The sequence below is a fragment of the Pseudomonas sp. GW821-FHT09C09 genome (assembly GCF_059418105.1).
Genome location: NZ_JBWKPF010000005.1, coordinates 565,834 through 584,381 on the forward strand (window position 1 = coordinate 565,834; position 18,548 = coordinate 584,381).

9 protein-coding genes are annotated in these 18,548 nt (G+C 59.4%); 2 read left to right on the plus strand and 7 right to left on the minus strand.

Annotated elements, in window-relative coordinates; translation table 11 throughout:
• Positions 1-2 precede the first annotated feature (2 nt).
• The 3 genes from zapE to AC07NR_RS19195 all read right to left on the minus strand — a co-directional run bounded on the left by zapE (position 3) and on the right by AC07NR_RS19195 (position 3,197).
• A complete protein-coding gene (gene zapE, locus AC07NR_RS19185; RefSeq protein WP_045121816.1) occupies positions 3-1,097 on the minus strand; it encodes a cell division protein ZapE in 1,095 nt (364 codons plus the stop codon).
• Positions 1,098-1,187: 90 nt separating this feature from the next.
• Positions 1,188-2,543, minus strand: a complete 1,356-nt coding sequence (locus AC07NR_RS19190; RefSeq protein ID WP_495079169.1) for a tryptophan--tRNA ligase — start codon at positions 2,541-2,543, stop codon at positions 1,188-1,190.
• A 24-nt stretch (positions 2,544-2,567) separates the two neighbouring features.
• A complete protein-coding gene (locus AC07NR_RS19195; RefSeq protein WP_495079214.1) occupies positions 2,568-3,197 on the minus strand; it encodes an alpha/beta hydrolase in 630 nt (209 codons plus the stop codon).
• Positions 3,198-3,341: 144 nt separating this feature from the next.
• On the opposite strand from AC07NR_RS19195, the gene AC07NR_RS19200 reads away from it, so the two are divergent.
• Positions 3,342-3,776 carry a Z-ring associated ZapG family protein gene (locus tag AC07NR_RS19200; RefSeq protein WP_085709336.1) on the plus strand — a complete coding sequence of 145 codons (435 nt, stop codon included), beginning with the start codon at positions 3,342-3,344 and terminating at the stop codon, positions 3,774-3,776.
• A gap of 67 nt (positions 3,777-3,843) precedes the next feature.
• Here AC07NR_RS19200 and AC07NR_RS19205 read toward each other — a convergent pair whose 3' ends face one another.
• Positions 3,844-4,581: a YiaD family glycine zipper/OmpA-like lipoprotein gene (locus tag AC07NR_RS19205; protein WP_085709335.1), complete on the minus strand. Its 738-nt coding sequence runs from the start codon at positions 4,579-4,581 to the stop codon at positions 3,844-3,846.
• A gap of 117 nt (positions 4,582-4,698) precedes the next feature.
• Entirely contained in the window at positions 4,699-5,343 is a 645-nt protein-coding gene (locus tag AC07NR_RS19210; protein WP_495079170.1) for an MBL fold metallo-hydrolase, read from the minus strand.
• A gap of 338 nt (positions 5,344-5,681) precedes the next feature.
• On the opposite strand from AC07NR_RS19210, the gene AC07NR_RS19215 reads away from it, so the two are divergent.
• Entirely contained in the window at positions 5,682-14,147 is an 8,466-nt protein-coding gene (locus tag AC07NR_RS19215; protein WP_495079171.1) for a M10 family metallopeptidase C-terminal domain-containing protein, read from the plus strand.
• Between the two features lie 105 nt (positions 14,148-14,252).
• On the opposite strand, the gene AC07NR_RS19220 is transcribed toward AC07NR_RS19215, so the two are convergent.
• Together AC07NR_RS19220 and AC07NR_RS19225 are read right to left on the minus strand one after the other, a co-directional pair.
• Complete coding sequence (locus AC07NR_RS19220) at positions 14,253-16,988, minus strand: winged helix-turn-helix domain-containing protein (protein ID WP_248739355.1); 2,736 nt, start codon at positions 16,986-16,988, stop codon at positions 14,253-14,255.
• A 169-nt stretch (positions 16,989-17,157) separates the two neighbouring features.
• Complete coding sequence (locus AC07NR_RS19225) at positions 17,158-18,522, minus strand: DUF1329 domain-containing protein (protein ID WP_085709331.1); 1,365 nt, start codon at positions 18,520-18,522, stop codon at positions 17,158-17,160.
• Between the last annotated feature and the right edge of the window lie 26 nt (positions 18,523-18,548).

An 18,548-nucleotide genomic window follows, 5' to 3' on the forward strand; every position in this document is an offset into this window, starting at 1 on the left:
GCTTAAGGCTTGTGCGCCCGGGACAGGAATTCGTGGGATTGCATCTCCAGCAGACGGCTGAGGGTCCGCTGGAATTCGAACGTCAGACGCCCGCCGGTGTAGAGGTCTTTCAACTCGACTTCAGCAGAAATGATCAGCTTGACGTTACGGTCGTAGAACTCGTCGACCATGTTGATGAAGCGCCGGGCGATGTCATCGGTAGCGACGCTCATCTGCTCTACGCCACTGAGCAACACGGCGTGGAAGATCTTGCCCAGCTCGATGTAGTCGTTCTGGCTACGCGGGCCGTCGCACAGTTCGCGGAAGTCGAACCACGCCACATCATCGCAAGTACGCAGGGCGCGGATTTCGCGATTCTCGATGATCAGCACATCGTTTTCCACGGCAGCCGTGCATTCAGGCGTCAGCGCACGGAAGCTCTTGCGCAGGCTTTCGTGAGCGGCTTCATCGAGCGGGAAGTGGAACAGCTCCGCTTGTTCGAGGTGACGCAGACGATAGTCGACGCCGCTGTCGACGTTGACGATTTCGGTGTTCTGCTTGATCAGTGCGATGGCCGGCAGGAAGCGTGCGCGTTGCAGGCCATCTTTGTACAAGCCGTCCGGCACGATGTTCGATGTGGCGACCAGGGTCACGCCGTTCTTGAACAGCTCTTCCATCAGCGTGCCAAGAATCATGGCGTCGGTGATGTCGGAAACGAAGAATTCATCGAAGCAGATGACCCGCGATTCAGTCGCAAAACGCTTGGCGATGATGGTCAGCGGGTTTTTCTCGCCGCCGAGGGTCTTCATCTCTTCGTGCACGCGCTTCATGAAACGGTGGAAGTGGGTACGGGTCTTTTCCTTGAATGGCAGCGCTTCGAAGAAGGTGTCCACCAGGTAAGTCTTGCCGCGACCCACGCCGCCCCAGAAATACAGGCCCTTGACCGGCGTCTGATCCTTTTTGCCAAACAGCTTGCCCAGCAAACCCGGCTTGTTCTGCTCCGCCGCGATCAGATCGTCGTACAGGCGTTGCAGATGACGCACGGCAGTTTCCTGCGCCGCGTCATGAAAGAAGTCCGGGCGTTTCAGATCAGCTTGATATCGTTCTAGGGGCGTCATAATTCGTTAGCAAGGCAACAAAAACGGGCCGTCACTGTAGCGATGGCCCGTGGGAATGGCAATCGGCCCTTGGTCGGGCCGGCCCGTTGATTATTCCTGAACCGGTGTCAGAGCGATCCGCAAGGCCTCAATGGCCGCGTCCCGCGCAGCAGCGTCGGCGAACGCCGGGCTGTCACCGACACACTGGCCTTCCAGCCAGACGCTGAAGCTCAGGTCTTCGCTGCGCACATCCAGCGCCTGACCCGATTGCAGTTGCTTGGTCACCTGGCCGGCGGTCTTGCCGTCGGCAAAGTTGCGCGACAGCAGCAATTGCTCGCCGTCAGCCGCCAGCAGACGGAAACGGAAGCTGCCGTCGTCTTCACGGAAGCTGACGAAACGTGCAGCTTTCGCGGCTTTCTTCTTGGTGGTCGCGGCCACCTGAACCTGATTGACGAAGGAGCGCAGGCCGACCGCTTCACGCAGTTCGTTGAGGAACGGCGTCGCCACCGCACGGGCCTTTTTCGCGCCGTGTTGCAGGATGTCTTCCAGATCCGCCGGACGTTCGATCAACTGGTGGTAACGCTCGCGGGACTCGCCCAGCTCGTTGTCGAGCAACTGGAACAGACGGTTCTTCGCTTCACCCCAACCCAGACCGCCCAGCAGCTCGCTGCGGAATTCATCAGCCTGCGCCGGCGTGGCGAACGCCTGGAACAGGGTGAACAGGTGCGAATTGTCCGGATCTTTTGCTTCGCCCGGCGCGCGGGAGTCGGTAACGATCCGCGAGATCGCGTCCTTCATGTCCTTGGCACTGGTGAACAGCGGGATGGTGTTGTCGTAGCTCTTGGACATCTTGCGACCGTCCAGGCCCGGCAACGTGGCCACGCTTTCTTCGATCAGCGCTTCGGGCATGGTGAAGAACTCCTTGCCCTGGCCGAACAGGTGGTTGAAGCGCTGGCCGATGTCGCGGGCCATTTCCACGTGCTGGATCTGGTCGCGACCGACCGGCACCTTGTGCGCGTTGAACATCAGGATGTCCGCCGCCATCAGCACCGGGTAGCTGTACAGGCCCATGGTGATGCCGGCATCCGGGTCTTCGCCGGTCTCGACGTTCTTGTCCACCGAAGCCTTGTAGGCATGGGCGCGGTTGAGCAGGCCCTTGGCGGCGACACACGTCAGCAGCCAGGTCAGCTCGGGGATTTCCGGGATGTCGGACTGGCGATAGAAGGTCACGCGATCCACATCCAGGCCACCGGCCAGCCAGGTCGCGGCGATTTCCAGACGCGAGCGCTGGATGCGCAGCGGGTCATCGCACTTGATCAGTGCGTGATAGTCGGCCAGGAAGTAGAACGAATCGGCGTTCGTGTCACGGCTGGCGACGATCGCCGGGCGAATGGCACCGGCGTAGTTGCCCAGGTGCGGGGTGCCGGTGGTGGTGATGCCGGTGAGGATGCGGGTACGGTTCGTCATGGGTAATCGCTTGTCAGACTGCAATCAATTCGAGAGACGCGGCAGGATCAGATCCTTGAGATCGGTCAGCTTGCCATGAAAAAAGTGTCCGCATTCTGCCACTTTCAGCAGCTCATGGGGGCGCTGGAGTTTGTCGGACCATTCGTAGACCAACTGCGGATCGATCACCTCGTCGGTTTCCGGCTGGATCACGGTCAGCTCGCCCTGCTGCGGCAACTGATCCTGATCGCCCAGGCGCATGACCGCAGGCGCGACCATGAACAAGTGCTTGAGCGCCACGCCTTGTGCTTCAAGACGACCGCCGAGACTTGCTGCAACAAATCCACCGAAGGAGAAACCGAACAGGGTCAGCGGCAGATCCGGGTGTTTTTTCCGAAGCCACGCGGCGGCAGCCTGGGCATCATCGACTTCACCGCTGCCCATGTCATGGGAACCTTCACTGGCCCCGACGCCGCGATAGTTGAAACGCAGGGTAATCAGGCCCGCGTCGCGCGCGGTGCGCTGCAGGGTCGAGACGACCTTGTTGAGCATGGTGCCGCCCTGCACCGGGTTGGGATGGCAGATCAGCGCGATGCCGCGTGGCTGTTCGTTGTCCAGGTACAAGGATTCAAGTTGACCCACCGGGCCATCAATCACTACAGGGGTTTCACGCATCAGCAAGGAAGGAACTCCGTGACCTCGAATCGGGTCGACTCGTCTAGCAAATTGTCTGTGCCAATCTATTGCGAGTGAATCGCGGTATACAGCGCAGGTTCGAGCCGTTAACGTAAAGCAAAGCCGTTTATAGAGGAAGGACTCGTGGAACACTCGCTCTTAGTTTGGTTGTTACCGACTCTTGCCCTGGTTGTGGGTGTCGCCATTGGTTTCCTGATCGCACGCGTTGCGCCGAATGCCGCGCCCAGCCGCACACAGCGTCAACTGGACGACATTCAGGAACGTTTCGACAGTTATCAGAATGAAGTGGTGACCCACTTCAACAGCACCGCCAATCTGGTCAAGAAGCTGACCCAGAGCTATCAGGAAGTGCAGGACCATCTCGCCGAGGGCGCCAATCGTCTGGCCCTGGACGAACAGACCCGTCAGCGTCTGCTGGCCTCTCTGCACTCCGAAGCGGTTCAGGCTCCACGGGAGCGCCTGACGCCACCGCACAGCCAGGAGCCGCCGCGTGACTACGCGCCGAAGACCCCGAACTCGCCTGGCATGCTGGATGAGCATTACGGTCTGAAGAAGTAATCAGTCTTCGCACCAACAAAAAGCCCCCGGACAATCACTTGTCCGGGGGCTTTTTTGTACCTGACGGTTACGGGTACTGCTGAACCGTACCCGGCTGCTGTTGCTGCTGACCACCGTACTGCTGGCCCGGAATCGCCTTCAGGTTGACTTCAACGCGGCGGTTCTGCGCCCGGCCATTGACGTCACCGTTGCTGGCAACAGGATTATCCGGGCCGGCACCACGGGCCGACAGGTTGGCACCGCTGACGCCTTGCGAGGTCAGGTAGGTTGCGACGCTCTGCGCACGACGCTGGGACAGGTCCATGTTGTGCTGGCGGCTGCCGGTGCTGTCGGTGTAACCGACGATTTCGATCTGGTTCTGGTTGAATTCCCTGAGCGAGCCCGCCAGGTTGTTCAGCGGTTGATAGAAGCTTGGCGCGATATTCGCCGAATCGGTGGCGAAGGTGATATTGCCCGGCATGATCAGCTTGATCTGGTCACCCTGACGCTGCACCTCGACACCGGTGTTGGCCATGCTGGCGCGCAGTTTCTTCTCTTGCTGGTCGGCGTAATAGCCGTAACCGGCAGCGGAAGCACCGACGACGGCAGCGCCGATCAAAGCGCCCTTGCCGCGGTTGTTGTGATCGATGGCAGCACCGGCCAGCGCACCGGCCAGTGCACCGAGGCCGCCGTACTTGGCGGTTTTGCTCATGCCCTGGGAGCCACCGTCGGCCTGACCCTGATTGTCATACGGGTTGGGCGAGGCGCAGCCGGACAGTACGGCTACGGCAGTAGCGACAATAATCAAACGACGCGTGGTGAACATGGAGAGCTCCTACTTTTTTTGCATTCTGTGGTGCAACGGCCGTTTGGCAATGGACCTTTGCGGGCGTTGGATCATGACAATGCACAAAAATTCCGCCGGGCACTCGTGACAAAATGTTTAGGCGCGCACGAACGGATTTTCCCGCATTTCATCGCCCAGACGCGTATCCGGGCCATGTCCGGCCACAACGGTCGCGTCTTCGTCCAGTGTGTACAGCCGCTGCTTGATCGATCGCACGATGGTCGCCTGATCGCCGCCCCACAAATCCGTGCGCCCTACTCCGCGCCGGAACAACGTGTCGCCGGCAATCAACAGCTTAGCCTCGGAAAACCAAAAGCTCATGGAACCGGGTGTATGCCCCGGCGTGTGCAGCGCCACGCCGCAACCGCAGGCCAGTTCTTCCTCGTCGCTCAGCCAGCGATCCGGCGATGGCACCGGGGTGTAAGGCACGCCGAACATCTGACATTGCATCTCCAGGTTGTCCCACAGGAACTGGTCTTCCTTGTGCAGATGCAGGGTCGCACCGGTTTTCTCTTTCATCTGGCCGGAGGCAAGGAAGTGATCGAGGTGCGCGTGGGTGTGGATGATGCTCACGACTTGCAGGCCATGGGCTTCGAGGCGCGCCATGATCAGGTCAGGATTGCCACCCGGATCGACGACGATGGCTTTTTTTGTGATCGGATCACCGATGATGGTGCAGTTGCACTGAAGCGGGCCGACGGGAAAGGTTTCGCGGATAAGTGCCGGGGGGACAGAGGTCATGATCAATCCTGATAAGCGCTGAAAAAGCAGGCTGCAAAGTCTACTTCAACGGCCGATACAGTTAGCCAATCGGATATCTGACGAATAACGTTAAAAAGTAATGGCCATATGATGCCAAACGTATCCGTTCTGATGCAAAATCGACATTTTTGTAGCGGCCGCATTCAGGAAGGGCCTCATCATTCTCAGGAAATAAAATGCCTACCCCAACTGGTTCCACGCTTAGTTTTTATTCCTCGCTGACCGGCGTCAAACCTGTTGACAGCCTATTGTCCGGATCCTATTGGGCGGGATCCAATTGGCCACTGGGCGGGTCCACCAATCTGACCTACAGCTTCATGTCCGCCAGCACCTCCTACTTCGCGACCAACTACAGTGCCGACAATGAATACAACGCCATGTATGAACTGTCGACGTCGCAGCAAGGCGGAATCATCAGGGCGCTAGCCTCCTGGAGCTCGGTTGCCAATATCACGTTTACCAAAACCACTGACGACATTTCCAATGTCGGCGATTTGCGTTTTGGCGGTTATGCGTTGATGAAAGACCAGGCGGCGGCCTGGGCCTATACCCCATCCAACACACCCAAGGGTGGCGACGTCTGGATTGGTGATCCCGCCAACGAATTCCCGATCAATGGCTCTTACGACTATCTGACCTACATTCATGAAATCGGTCATGCCATTGGGTTGAAGCACCCGTTCTCCCCCAACTCATTGAACTCGACGATTCTCGACCCGTCGCTGGACGATGTCCGTTTCACCGTCATGAGTTACAACAACAACTATTCCTACCAGCCAACGACGCCGATGCTTCTGGACATCCTCGCGATCCAGGCACTCTACGGCGCCAATACCCAGTGGCAGGCCGGCGATACCGTCTACAGCTGGAAGCAGTACGACAAAATTTTCGAGACGATCTGGGATTCCGGTGGCAACGACACGATCGATGCCAGCAATCAGATGTCTTCGGTCAGCCTTGATCTGAATGAAGGTGCATTCAGTTCGATCGGCGTTGGCTTCTTCTACAACACGAACAACTTTTTCAACAGTGGCCTGGCCATTGCCTATGGTTCCAAAATCGAAAACGCCATCGGCTCGACGTTCAACGACCAGATTCGAGGCAACGCCCTGGACAACGTCCTGGATGGTCGTGAAGGCGCCGACTACATGGTGGGCGGAGCAGGTAACGATACCTACTACGTCGATAACAAAGGTGACGTGGTCGTCGAAACCGGTACGTCACCCACCGAAATCGACTCGGTGTTTTCAACGGTCACCTATGACCTGTTCGGCAGTCCAAACGTAGAAAACCTGACACTGCTGACCAACGCCAACCTCAACGCTTACGGCAACGCGTCGAATAACGTGATCGCCGGCAATGCCGGCAATAACATTCTCGACGGCCGCGAGGGTACGGACCTCTTGATTGGCGGTGCCGGTAACGACACCTACATCGTCGACAACGTCGGCGACGTGATTGTCGAATCCAGCACCCTCGCCACCGAGATCGACAACGTGCTGGCGTCGGTGACCTATACCCTTGGCGCCAACCTGGAGAACCTCACGCTGACCGGCAGTGCCAACATCAACGGCACCGGCAACACGCAGAACAACGTGATCACCGGCAACGACGGCAATAACCAGCTCGATGGTGGTGCAGGTGTCGACACCCTGATCGGCGGCAAGGGCAACGACGACTACAGTCTCGACCAAGCTGATGAACTGGCCCTGGTTCAGGAAAAGGCCAACGAAGGCAACGACACTCTGCACATCAGCTATGACGCCAACGCACAGACCAATGTCATCGACCTGAACCAGAACAACCTGGTGAACTTCGAGAACGTTCAGGTGCTGGGCAAGGGCGCGTTCAACCTCATTGGCAACAACCTGAACAACGTGTTGAGCGGCAACGACTCCGCCAACAATCTGCAGGGCGGTGCCGGCAACGATGTTCTGGACGGCGGCGCGGGGGCCGACACGCTGGTGGGAGGAACAGGCGACGATACTTACGTGATCGATCGCCTCGACGATACGGTCGTCGAACTCGCCAACGAAGGTCGCGACCTGGTACGCACGAGCGTCAGCTACACGCTCGGGGCCAATATCGAAGACGGCGAGCTGCTGGGCACAGCCTCGCTCAGCCTTACAGGTAACGAGTACAACAACGTCCTGACGGGTAACTCGGGCAATAACATCATCGATGGCGGCGTTGGCGCCGACACCATGCTCGGCGGCGCGGGCAGCGACACCTATTATGTCGACAACACCAACGATGTGATCATCGAGGACTGGTCCTACGACCATGACCTGGTCTATTCCTCCGTCACCTACACCCTTGGCAACTACATCGAAACCCTGACGCTTACCGGCACGGCCAACCTTAACGGCACCGGCAACTTCAGTGACAACCGGATCAATGGCAACAGCGGCAACAACATTCTCGATGGCGGATCCGGTGCCGACTGGCTCTGGGGCGGCGCGGGTGATGACGTCTACATCATCGACGACATCAACGACCGAGTGATGGAATTCAATGGCAATGGTCATGACGAAGTACGCACAACGGTCACCTACACCCTCTCCAACTTTGTGGAAGACGGTGTGCTGCTGGGCTCTGCATCCATCGACCTGACAGGCAACGACCTGGTCAACGTACTGACCGGCAACAGCGGCAACAACGTCCTGGATGGCGGTGCGGGTGCCGACATCATGACCGGCGGTGCCGGCAACGATACCTACGTGGTCGACAACGTGGGCGATGTGATCAACGAAACCAGCACCCTCGCCACCGAGATCGACACCGTTCGAGCTTCGATCGACTACACCCTCGGCGCCAATCTGGAAAACCTGACCCTCACCGGAACAGCCAACCTCAACGGCACCGGCAATGCGCTGAACAACGTCATCACCGGTAACGACGGCAACAACGTCCTCGACGGCGGCACGGGTGCCGACCTGATGGCAGGCGGGCTCGGCAACGATACCTACATCGTCGACAACGTCGGCGACGTGGTCAGCGAAACCAGCACCCTGGCCAGCGAGATCGACACCGTAAAAGCCTCGGTGGACTTCATCCTCAGCGCCAACCTGGAAAATCTGATACTGACCGGCAACGCCAATATCTATGGCATCGGCAATACCCAGAACAACGTCATCACCGGTAACGACGGCGACAACCAGCTCAATGGCGGTGCCGGTCTCGACACCCTGATCGGCGGCAAAGGCAACGATACCTACTTCCTCGATCAGGCCGGTGAACTGGCGCTGGTGCAGGAAAATGCCGGCGAAGGCAACGACACGCTCAATGTCGTGTATGCCGCCACGGCACAAAACAGCCTGATCGACCTGGGCCTGAGCAATCTGCAGAACATCGAAAACCTCACGGTGCTGGGCAGCGGTGCGTTCAACGTGACCGGCAACGGCCTGAACAACACCCTGACCGGCAACGCCTCCGACAACGTTCTCGATGGCGGTGCAGGGGCTGACCTGCTGATCGGCGGTGCCGGCAACGACACCTACGTGGTCGACAACATCGGCGACGTGGTAAGCGAAACCAGCACTTTGGCCAGCGAGATCGACACCGTAAAAGCGTCGATCGACTACACCCTCGGCGCCAACGTGGAAATTCTCACCCTGACCGGCACTGCCAACCTCAACGGCACCGGCAATGCGCTGGACAACGCGATCAACGGCAACGCCGGTGACAACATTCTCGACGGTGGCGCCGGCGCCGACCTGATGGTGGGCGGGCTTGGCAACGATACCTACATCGTCGACAACGTCGGCGACGTGGTCAGAGAAACCAGCACCCTGGCCAGCGAGATCGACACGGTAAAAGCGTCGGTGGACTACATCCTTGGCGCCAACCTGGAAAACCTCACGCTGACTGGCAACGCCAATATCTATGGCATCGGCAACGCCCTGAACAACGTCATCATCGGTAACGACGGCGACAACCAGCTCAATGGCGGCGCCGGGCTCGATACCCTCATCGGCGGCAAAGGCAACGACAGCTACTTCCTCGATCAGGCCGGTGAACTGGCGCTGGTGCAGGAAAATGCCGGCGAAGGCAACGACACCCTCAATGTCACTTATGCCGCGACGGCGCAAAACAACCTGGTCGACTTGAGCCTGAGCAATCTGCAGAACATCGAAAACCTCACGGTTCTGGGCAGCGGTGCGTTCAACGTGACCGGCAACGGTTTGAACAACACCCTGACCGGCAACGCCTCCGACAACATCCTCGATGGTGGTGCCGGTGCTGACCTGTTGGTGGGCGGGCTCGGCAACGATACCTACATCGTCGACAACGTCGGCGACGTGGTCAGCGAAACCAGCACCCTGGCCAATGAGATCGACACCGTAAAAGCGTCGATCGACTACACCCTCGGCGCCAACGTGGAAATTCTCACCCTGACCGGCAACGCCAACCTCAATGGCACCGGCAATGCGCTGGGCAACGCCATCAACGGTAACTCCGGCGACAACATTCTCGACGGCGGCGCCGGCGCCGACCTGATGGTGGGCGGTCTCGGCAACGATACCTACATCGTCGACAACGTCGGCGACGTGGTCAGAGAAACCAGCACCCTGGCCAGCGAGATCGACACCGTCAAAGCCTCGATCGACTACATCCTCGGCGACAACCTGGAAAACCTCACGCTGACCGGTAATGCCAATACCTACGGCATCGGCAACGCCCTGAACAACGTCATCATCGGCAACGACGGCGACAACCAGCTCAATGGCGGCGCCGGCCTCGACACCCTGATCGGCGGCAAAGGCAACGATACCTACTACCTCGATCAGGCCGGTGAACTGGCGCTGGTGCAGGAGAACGCCAACGAAGGCACCGACACCCTGAATCTGGTTTATGCCGCTACGGCTCAGACCCGACTTGTCGATCTGAGCCTGAGCAATCTGCAGAACATCGAGAACGTCTCGCTGCTGGGCGCTGGTGCCTTCAACATTACCGGTAACAGCCTGAACAACACCCTGACCGGCAACGCCTCGGACAACATTCTCGATGGCGGTGCGGGGGCTGACCTGCTGATCGGCGGTGCCGGTAACGACACCTACGTGGTCGACAACGTCGGCGACGTGGTCAGCGAAACCAGCACCCTGGCCAGCGAGATCGACACCGTAAAAGCGTCGATCGATTACGTCCTTGGCGCCAACCTGGAAAACCTCACGCTGACCGGCAATGCCAATACCTACGGCATCGGCAACGCCCTGAACAACGTCATCATCGGTAACGACGGCGACAACCAGCTCAATGGCGGTGCCGGCCTCGACACCCTGATCGGCGGCAAAGGCAACGACAACTACTTCCTCGATCAGGCCGGTGAACTGGCGCTGGTGCAGGAGAATGCCGGCGAAGGCAACGACACCCTGAATGTCGTGTATGCGGCCACGGCACAAAACAGCCTGATCGATCTGAGCCTGAGCAATCTGCAGAACATCGAAAACCTCACGGTGCTGGGCAGCGGTGCGTTCAACGTGACCGGCAACAGCCTGAACAACACGCTGACCGGCAATGCTGACGACAACGTACTCGATGGCGGTGCCGGCCTTGATACCTTGATCGGCGGTAAAGGTAACGACACCTACGTTCTCGATCAGGCAGGCGAACTGGCGCTGGTGCAAGAAAATGCCAATGAAGGCAGCGACACGCTCAATATCGTTTATAACGCCACCGCGCAGACAAGCCTGATCGACCTGACACTGAGCAATCTGCAGAACATCGAAAACGTCTCGCTGCTCGGCAGCGGTGCATTCAACGTGACCGGCAACAGCCTTAACAACCTGTTGACCGGTAACGCTGCCGACAACGTGCTCGATGGCGGTGTGGGCGCTGACCTGATGGTGGGCGGGCTCGGCAACGATACCTACATCGTCGACAACGTCGGCGATGTCATCCGGGAAACCAGCACCCTGGCCAGCGAGATCGACACCGTCAAAGCGTCGGTGGACTACATCCTCAGTGCCAACCTGGAAAACCTGATACTGACCGGTAACGCCAATACCTACGGTATCGGCAACGCCCTGAACAACGTCATCACCGGTAACGACGGCGACAACCAGCTCAATGGCGGCGCCGGGCTCGACACTTTAATCGGCGGCAAAGGCAACGACAGCTACTTCCTCGATCAGGCCGGTGAACTGGCGCTGGTGCAGGAAAATGCCGGCGAAGGTAACGACACACTCAATGTCGTGTATGCCGCCACGGCGCAAAACAGCCTCATCGATCTGAGTCTGAGCAATCTGCAGAACATCGAAAATCTCGCGGTGCTGGGCAGCGGTGCGTTCAACATCACCGGCAACGGCCTGAACAACACCCTGACCGGCAACGCCTCCGACAACATTCTCGATGGCGGTGCAGGGGCTGACCTGATGATTGGCGGTGCCGGCAACGACACCTACATCGTCGACAACATCGGCGACGTGGTCAGCGAAACCAGTACCCTGGCCAATGAGATCGACACCGTAAAAGCGTCGATCGACTACACCCTCGGCGCCAACGTGGAAATTCTCACCCTGACCGGCACCGCCAACCTCAATGGCACCGGCAACGCACTGGGCAACGCCATCAACGGTAACGACGGCGACAACATTCTCGATGGTGGCGCCGGCGCCGACCTGATGGTGGGCGGGCTTGGCAACGATACCTACATCGTCGACAACGTCGGCGACGTGGTCAGAGAAACCAGCACCCTGGCCAGCGAGATCGACACGGTAAAAGCGTCGGTGGACTACATCCTTGGCGACAACCTGGAAAACCTCACGCTGACCGGCAATGCCAATATCTACGGCATCGGCAACGCCCTGAACAACGTCATCATCGGCAACGACGGCGACAACCAACTCAATGGCGGTGCCGGTCTCGACACCCTGATCGGCGGCAAAGGCAACGATACCTACTACCTCGATCAGGCCGGTGAACTGGCGCTGGTGCAGGAGAACGCCAACGAAGGCATCGATACCCTGAGTCTCGTTTATGCCGCCACGGCTCAGACCCGACTCGTCGACCTGACCCTGAGCAATCTGCAGAACATCGAGAACGTCTCGCTGCTGGGCGCTGGTGCGTTCAACATTACCGGCAACAGCCTGAACAACACCCTGACCGGCAACGCCTCCGACAACATCCTCGATGGTGGTGCAGGGGCTGACCTGTTGATTGGCGGTGCTGGCAACGATACCTACATCGTCGACAACGTCGGCGACGTGGTCAGCGAAACCAGCACCCTGGCCAGCGAGATCGACACCGTAAAAGCGTCGGTGGACTACATCCTTGGCGCCAACCTGGAAAACCTCACGCTGACCGGCAACGCCAATACCTATGGCATCGGCAACGCCCTGAACAACGTCATCATCGGTAACGACGGCGACAACCAGCTCAATGGCGGTGCCGGTCTCGACACCCTGATCGGCGGCAAAGGCAACGACAGCTACTTCCTCGATCAGGCCGGTGAACTGGCGCTGGTGCAGGAGAATGCCGGCGAAGGCAACGACACCCTCAATGTCGTGTATGCCGCGACAGCGCAAAACAGCCTGATCGATCTGAGCCTGAGCAATCTGCAGAACATCGAAAACCTCACGGTGCTGGGCAGCGGTGCGTTCAACATCACCGGCAACGGCCTGAACAACACCCTGACCGGCAACGCCTCCGACAACATCCTCGATGGCGGTGCAGGGGCTGACCTGATGATTGGCGGTGCCGGCAACGACACCTACATCGTCGACAACGTCGGCGACGTGGTCATTGAAACCAGCACACTGGCCAATGAGGTCGACACCGTGCGCGCCTCGATCGACTACACCCTCGGCGCCAACGTGGAAATTCTCACCCTGACCGGCACCGCCAACCTCAATGGCACCGGCAACGCACTGGGCAACGCCATCAACGGCAACGACGGCGACAACATTCTCGACGGTGGCGCTGGCGCTGACCTGATGGTGGGCGGGCTCGGCAACGATACCTACATCGTCGACAACGTCGGCGACGTGGTCAGAGAAACCAGCACCCTGGCCAGCGAGATCGACACTGTTAAAGCGTCGGTGGACTACATCCTTGGCGCCAACCTGGAAAACCTCACGCTGACCGGCAATGCCAACATCTATGGCATCGGCAACGCCCTGAACAACGTCATCATCGGCAACGACGGCGACAACCAGCTCAATGGCGGCGCCGGCCTCGATACCCTGATCGGCGGTAAAGGCAACGATGCCTACTTCCTCGATCAGGCCGGTGAACTGGCACTGGTGCAGGAAAACGCCAACGAGGGTAACGACACCCTGAATGTCGTTTACTCGGCCACACCGCTGACCAACCTGATTGACCTGAGCCTGAGCAATCTGCAGAACGTCGAGAACGTCTCGCTGTTGGGCAGCGGTGCGTTCAACATCACCGGCAACAGCCTGAACAACACGCTGACCGGCAACAGCGCCAACAACGTTCTGAATGGAGGCGCCGGCGCTGACACGCTCATCGGCGGCGCAGGCGCGGACACCTTTGTTTTCAGCGCCGTCAACGAAATGGGGATCGGAGCCAATCGTGATGTCATCAGCGACTTCAGCAGCCTGCAGGGTGACAAGATCGATCTGAGCCACTTCGATGCCAATCTGTTGGCGGCAGGCCTCAATGGCTTCACCTTCATTGGCGCAGGTGAATTCACTGGAGCCGGGCAACTGCGATTCGTCGATCACATTCTGTCGGGCAACGTCAGCGGCAACGCCACGGCAGACTTCGAAATCCAGTTGGTGGGGGTCAATACATTCAGCGCCAACGATCTGGTGGCATGATGGTTTTACCGTAAAGCTGCAATCCGGCCTGTCTCACAGGCCGGATAAAAAAACGCCCCGATCGTATCGGGGCGTTTTTTATTGGCCGTGACCATTGAATATCCGCTAACACAACACGCCCAGTTCCTTGGCCCGCGCCACTGCCTGCGTGCGCCGCTCCACCCCCAGCTTGCTGTTGATATGGCTCGCATGGGTTTTCACGGTATGCAGCGAAATGAACAGTTGCTCGCTGATTTCCTGATTCGAACAGCCTTGGGCGATCAACCGCAAGACTGCCAGTTCCCGGCTGCTCAGTTGCTCCGCCGTCGGGAGCTCTTGAACGTTGCGCGATGCCACGAGAGGGAAATGCTCCAGCAATTGCTGGCTGACGAAGCCCGGCAACGTCAACAACAGCTGCCCGCGCAACCACTCGGCATGTTGTTTGACCAGGGCATCAAAGGGTTGCAGCACCCCGCCGCTGGCCGCTTCAATCGCCTGAGCCAATGCTTTTCGGGCTTCAGGTTCACGACTGCTCGCCAGCAGCAACGCCACTTTTTGCGTCAATGCCATCACGCTCAACAGCTGACGCCCGGTTTGCTGGCCGTTTTCCAGCAATACATTCAGCCGCCCTTCGGCGAGCATGGGTTGCCCCTGAATGACGTCCAGCAACGCCTGCTGCAATTCGACATGCAATGGCAATTGCGGGTGAAACTCCGGCGGAGCTGCGGCACGCTCGCCGGTATAAGTCTGACCCAGCCTCCCCAGCCAGGCCTCTGCCAGGTCAATGCGCCCCTGCGCCAGCCACAGTTCACATTTGACCAGGGTAATCATCGCCAGGTAGTAGATCGGCGGAACGTCCCAGATGTGCATCAGACGCTCGGCTTCGGCCAGCTCGGCAAAGGCCCTTGCGTAGTCGCCGCTGCTGCCGTCAAGTCGGGCGATGACGCAATGGCCGATCAACACGCTGATATCGCGACAGGCCCGAGCTTCGCTCAAACCCGCCTGTAATCGCTGGCGCGCCGCTTCGGGCTGCAAGCGCATGGCCAACAGAAATCCCTCGTACAGCGTCAGCCGCGCACGCACGGCGTACAAGCGCTGGGCCGATAATCCACGCAGGCGCTCCAGGCCCTGTTGCACTTCATCGAGCGAACGCACAATTTCCCCACGTGCCTGCAACACCCGGGCGCGGTCGTAATGGGCCAACGCTTCGAACAGCGGGTTGCCGACCCGCTGCGCCAGCTCCAGGGATTCTCGGTTCAAGCCTCGTGCGCGCCACAGATCGCCATCGGCAATCGCCAGGTTGGACAAGGTCGACAAACACATCAGGCGCTGGCCATAACGCTTGGCCGGCAGGCTCTCGAGTGCTTCGCTGCAATATTCGATGGTCTGCTCGCGATGGCCCCGGCCTCGGGCGATGATGCCCTTGAGCGCCAGCCACTGGGCGAGCATGGATTTCTGTGCGGTGGCCGATGGCGCCGGCAGAAACCGGCTCAGGTGACTGGCAAGCTCCTCGGCCGCATCGAGCTGGCATGCCAGCCCCAGCGCCCAGCTGTACAACACGATCAGGCGCGGCGTGCTGATCAGCAGGCTGTCGGGCAAGTCCATTTTCCAGCGCAGCAACATGCCGACGTTCTGCTCGGCGAGCAACTGCTCCTCGGACAGGTTCTGCACCAGATTCGCCGCCACATCCAGATGCCCTGCGCGCAGCGCCTGTTCCACGGCTTCGTCCAGCAAGCCTTGAGCATTGAACCAGCGGCAGGCGCGCAGGTGCAGCGTCGCGACAGGAACCACCGCCCGAGCGATTGGCCGACTGCGCAACAGATCGGAAAACAGATGATGGTAGCGATACCAGTGCCCATGCTCGTCCAGCGGCACCAGAAACACCTGATGGGCCAGCAGGAAGCGCAGAATTTCTGCACTGTCGTGGGATTCGCGCACCGCATCGCACAGCTCGCTGCAAAAACGTTCCTGCGGCGCGGTGTCGTAGAGAAACGCTTGCACCTCGGCCGGCAGGCAGTCGATGACCTCTTCCAGCAGGTAATCGCGGATCAGCCCTTCCCCGCCATTCAGTGCTTGAGGCAACGCCATATCACTGCCTGCCTCGGCAGCGGCCAGCAACCAGAAGCGCAGTCCGGCGACCCAGCCCTCACTACGATGAATCAGGTTCTCGAGGGCTTCGCCGCGCAGCGAGCTGCTGTGGCGATCAAGCAGGGCCAGGGCTTCGTCGTGAGTCAGACGTAAATCCTGTTCATGCAGCTCGAGCAATTGTCGCGACAGACGCAAGCGGGCGAGATGCCAGTCCGGCCGCTGGCGGCTGGTCACCATCACCAGCAAGCCATCGGGCAAATGATTGAGGAAAAATTGCAGACAACGGTCGAGCACCGGCCCTTGGGCGAGGTGGTAATCGTCCAGTACCAGCAACAGGGGTGAAGCGGGCTTCAGTTGCAATGCCAGCTCATCGAGCAGTCCGTCGAGCCACTCCTCGAAAGCGAACGGCTGATGGCGCTGGCGCATTTTCAACAGGCCGAGTGCACGGCTGCCCAGTTGCGGGAAGTAGTCCTGCAGACCTTCGAGCAAACGCTCGAGAAAGCGCCCCGGATCGCTGTCCCGGGCGCTCAGTCCCAGCCACAGACTTTGCCAATGCGCCGGCAGACTTTGACAGAACTCCACGGCCAGCGAACTCTTGCCAAACCCGGCCGGGGCGCAGACCAGCAACAGACGTCCACCGAGCCCGGCTTGCAGTCGCTCGCAAAGGCGTGGCCGCAATACGTATCCGTCAGGCAAGGGTGGGCGAAAAAAACGCCCGTCCAGTGCCGCGACGGCAACGCTTGCAGGACCCGGAAGTGGGGACAGATCAGTCATGGCCGGCTCTTGTTCGAATGGCTGTTGGCGGCGTAGCAGATGTCCGCAGACTAGCCTTAAATGGCGTGCATATGAAGTTGTTGCTACAAATGGCTACAAAATCACCACGCAAAAAAAAGCCCCGAACCAGTCGGGGCGTTTTTTCGAGGATGCGGCCTCGGGTTACAGCTTAGCGGATACCGTCCTGGCCCAGGTTGCCTGGCTGGAATTCGCTCTTGGTGGCAGAGAAGCCGAAGTCATACGCCTGTTTCTCTTCGTTCTTCATGCCCAGTGCCAGGTAACGACCCGATTGCAGGTCGTACAGGGTTTCCAGCGCGTACCACGGCACTTGCTTGTCGTAGTAGTCCTCGGCATGGGCCTCGGCGACGCGCCACAGCTGACCGCGACCGTCGTAGTGGTCGATGACCGCTGCCTGCCAGGTATCTTCATCGATGAAGAAGTCACGTTTGGCGTAGATGTGGCGCTGGCCCGGCTTCAGGGTAGCCACCACGTGCCAGACGCGACGCAGCTCGTAACGGGTCAGGTCCTGATTGATGTGGCCGGCCTTGATGATGTCGGTGTACTTCAGCGTCGGCGAATCGATCTTGTAGCTGTTGTTGGCAATGTACATCTCTTTCTTGCCTTCCAGCTTCCAGTCATAACGATCCGGTGCGCCGTTGTACATGTCGAGGTTGTCGGAGGTACGCAGACCGTCCGCCGCAGTACCCGGACCGTCATAGGACACTTGTGGTGCCTGACGCACTCGGCGCTGACCGGTCGCATAGACCCAGGCCTTGCGCGGCTCCTTCACCTGGTCGAGGGTCTCGTGCACCAGCAGCACGGTACCTGCCAGGCGAGCCGGCGCGGTCACTTTCTGCTTGAAGTAGAACAGCACGTTGCCCGGGTTGGCCGGATCGTAATCCTTCATCTTGTCGCGGAACACGAACTGGTCCTGGAAATACACCAGGCTGAACGAGCCGTTGGTCTGTGGCGTCGCCTGGGTCACCAGACGGGTCACGCTGCCACCGCGATAGCGGGTGATGTGGTTCCAGATGACTTCCAGACCGTCTTTCGGGATCGGGAACGGGATGGCGGTCTGGAAGTTTTCCAGGCCGTTGCCGCCCGCTACCAGCGTGGTGGTCGTGGCGTTTTTCTTGATCGCGGCGAACACGTCATCCGGCACGGTGGCACCGCGATGGGACGGGTAGACCGGCATTTTGAAGGTATCCGGGTAACGCTTGAACATCGCGTACTGGCCCGGTGCAAGTTTGTCCTTGTACTGGTCAACGTTCTGCGCGGTGATGGTGAACAACGGTTTCTCACTGCCGTACGGATCGGACAGGAAGCCTTTGCTGTCGACGGTGCCGGCATTTTTCGCCAGTGGTTTCCAGGCCGGGATCGAACCGTCGGCGTTGCCCGCCATCTCGGCGCCCATCGGGGTCAGGCTCTTGCCCAGTTTGTCGGCCTCGGCGGCAGGGACTGCCGCCATCACGCTGGTCGCCAGCAGCGAAAGCCCCAGAACACCGGCGTGGAACAGATTCTTTGTTATTTTCATAGGTTTGTTCGTCCTGAAAAAACTGC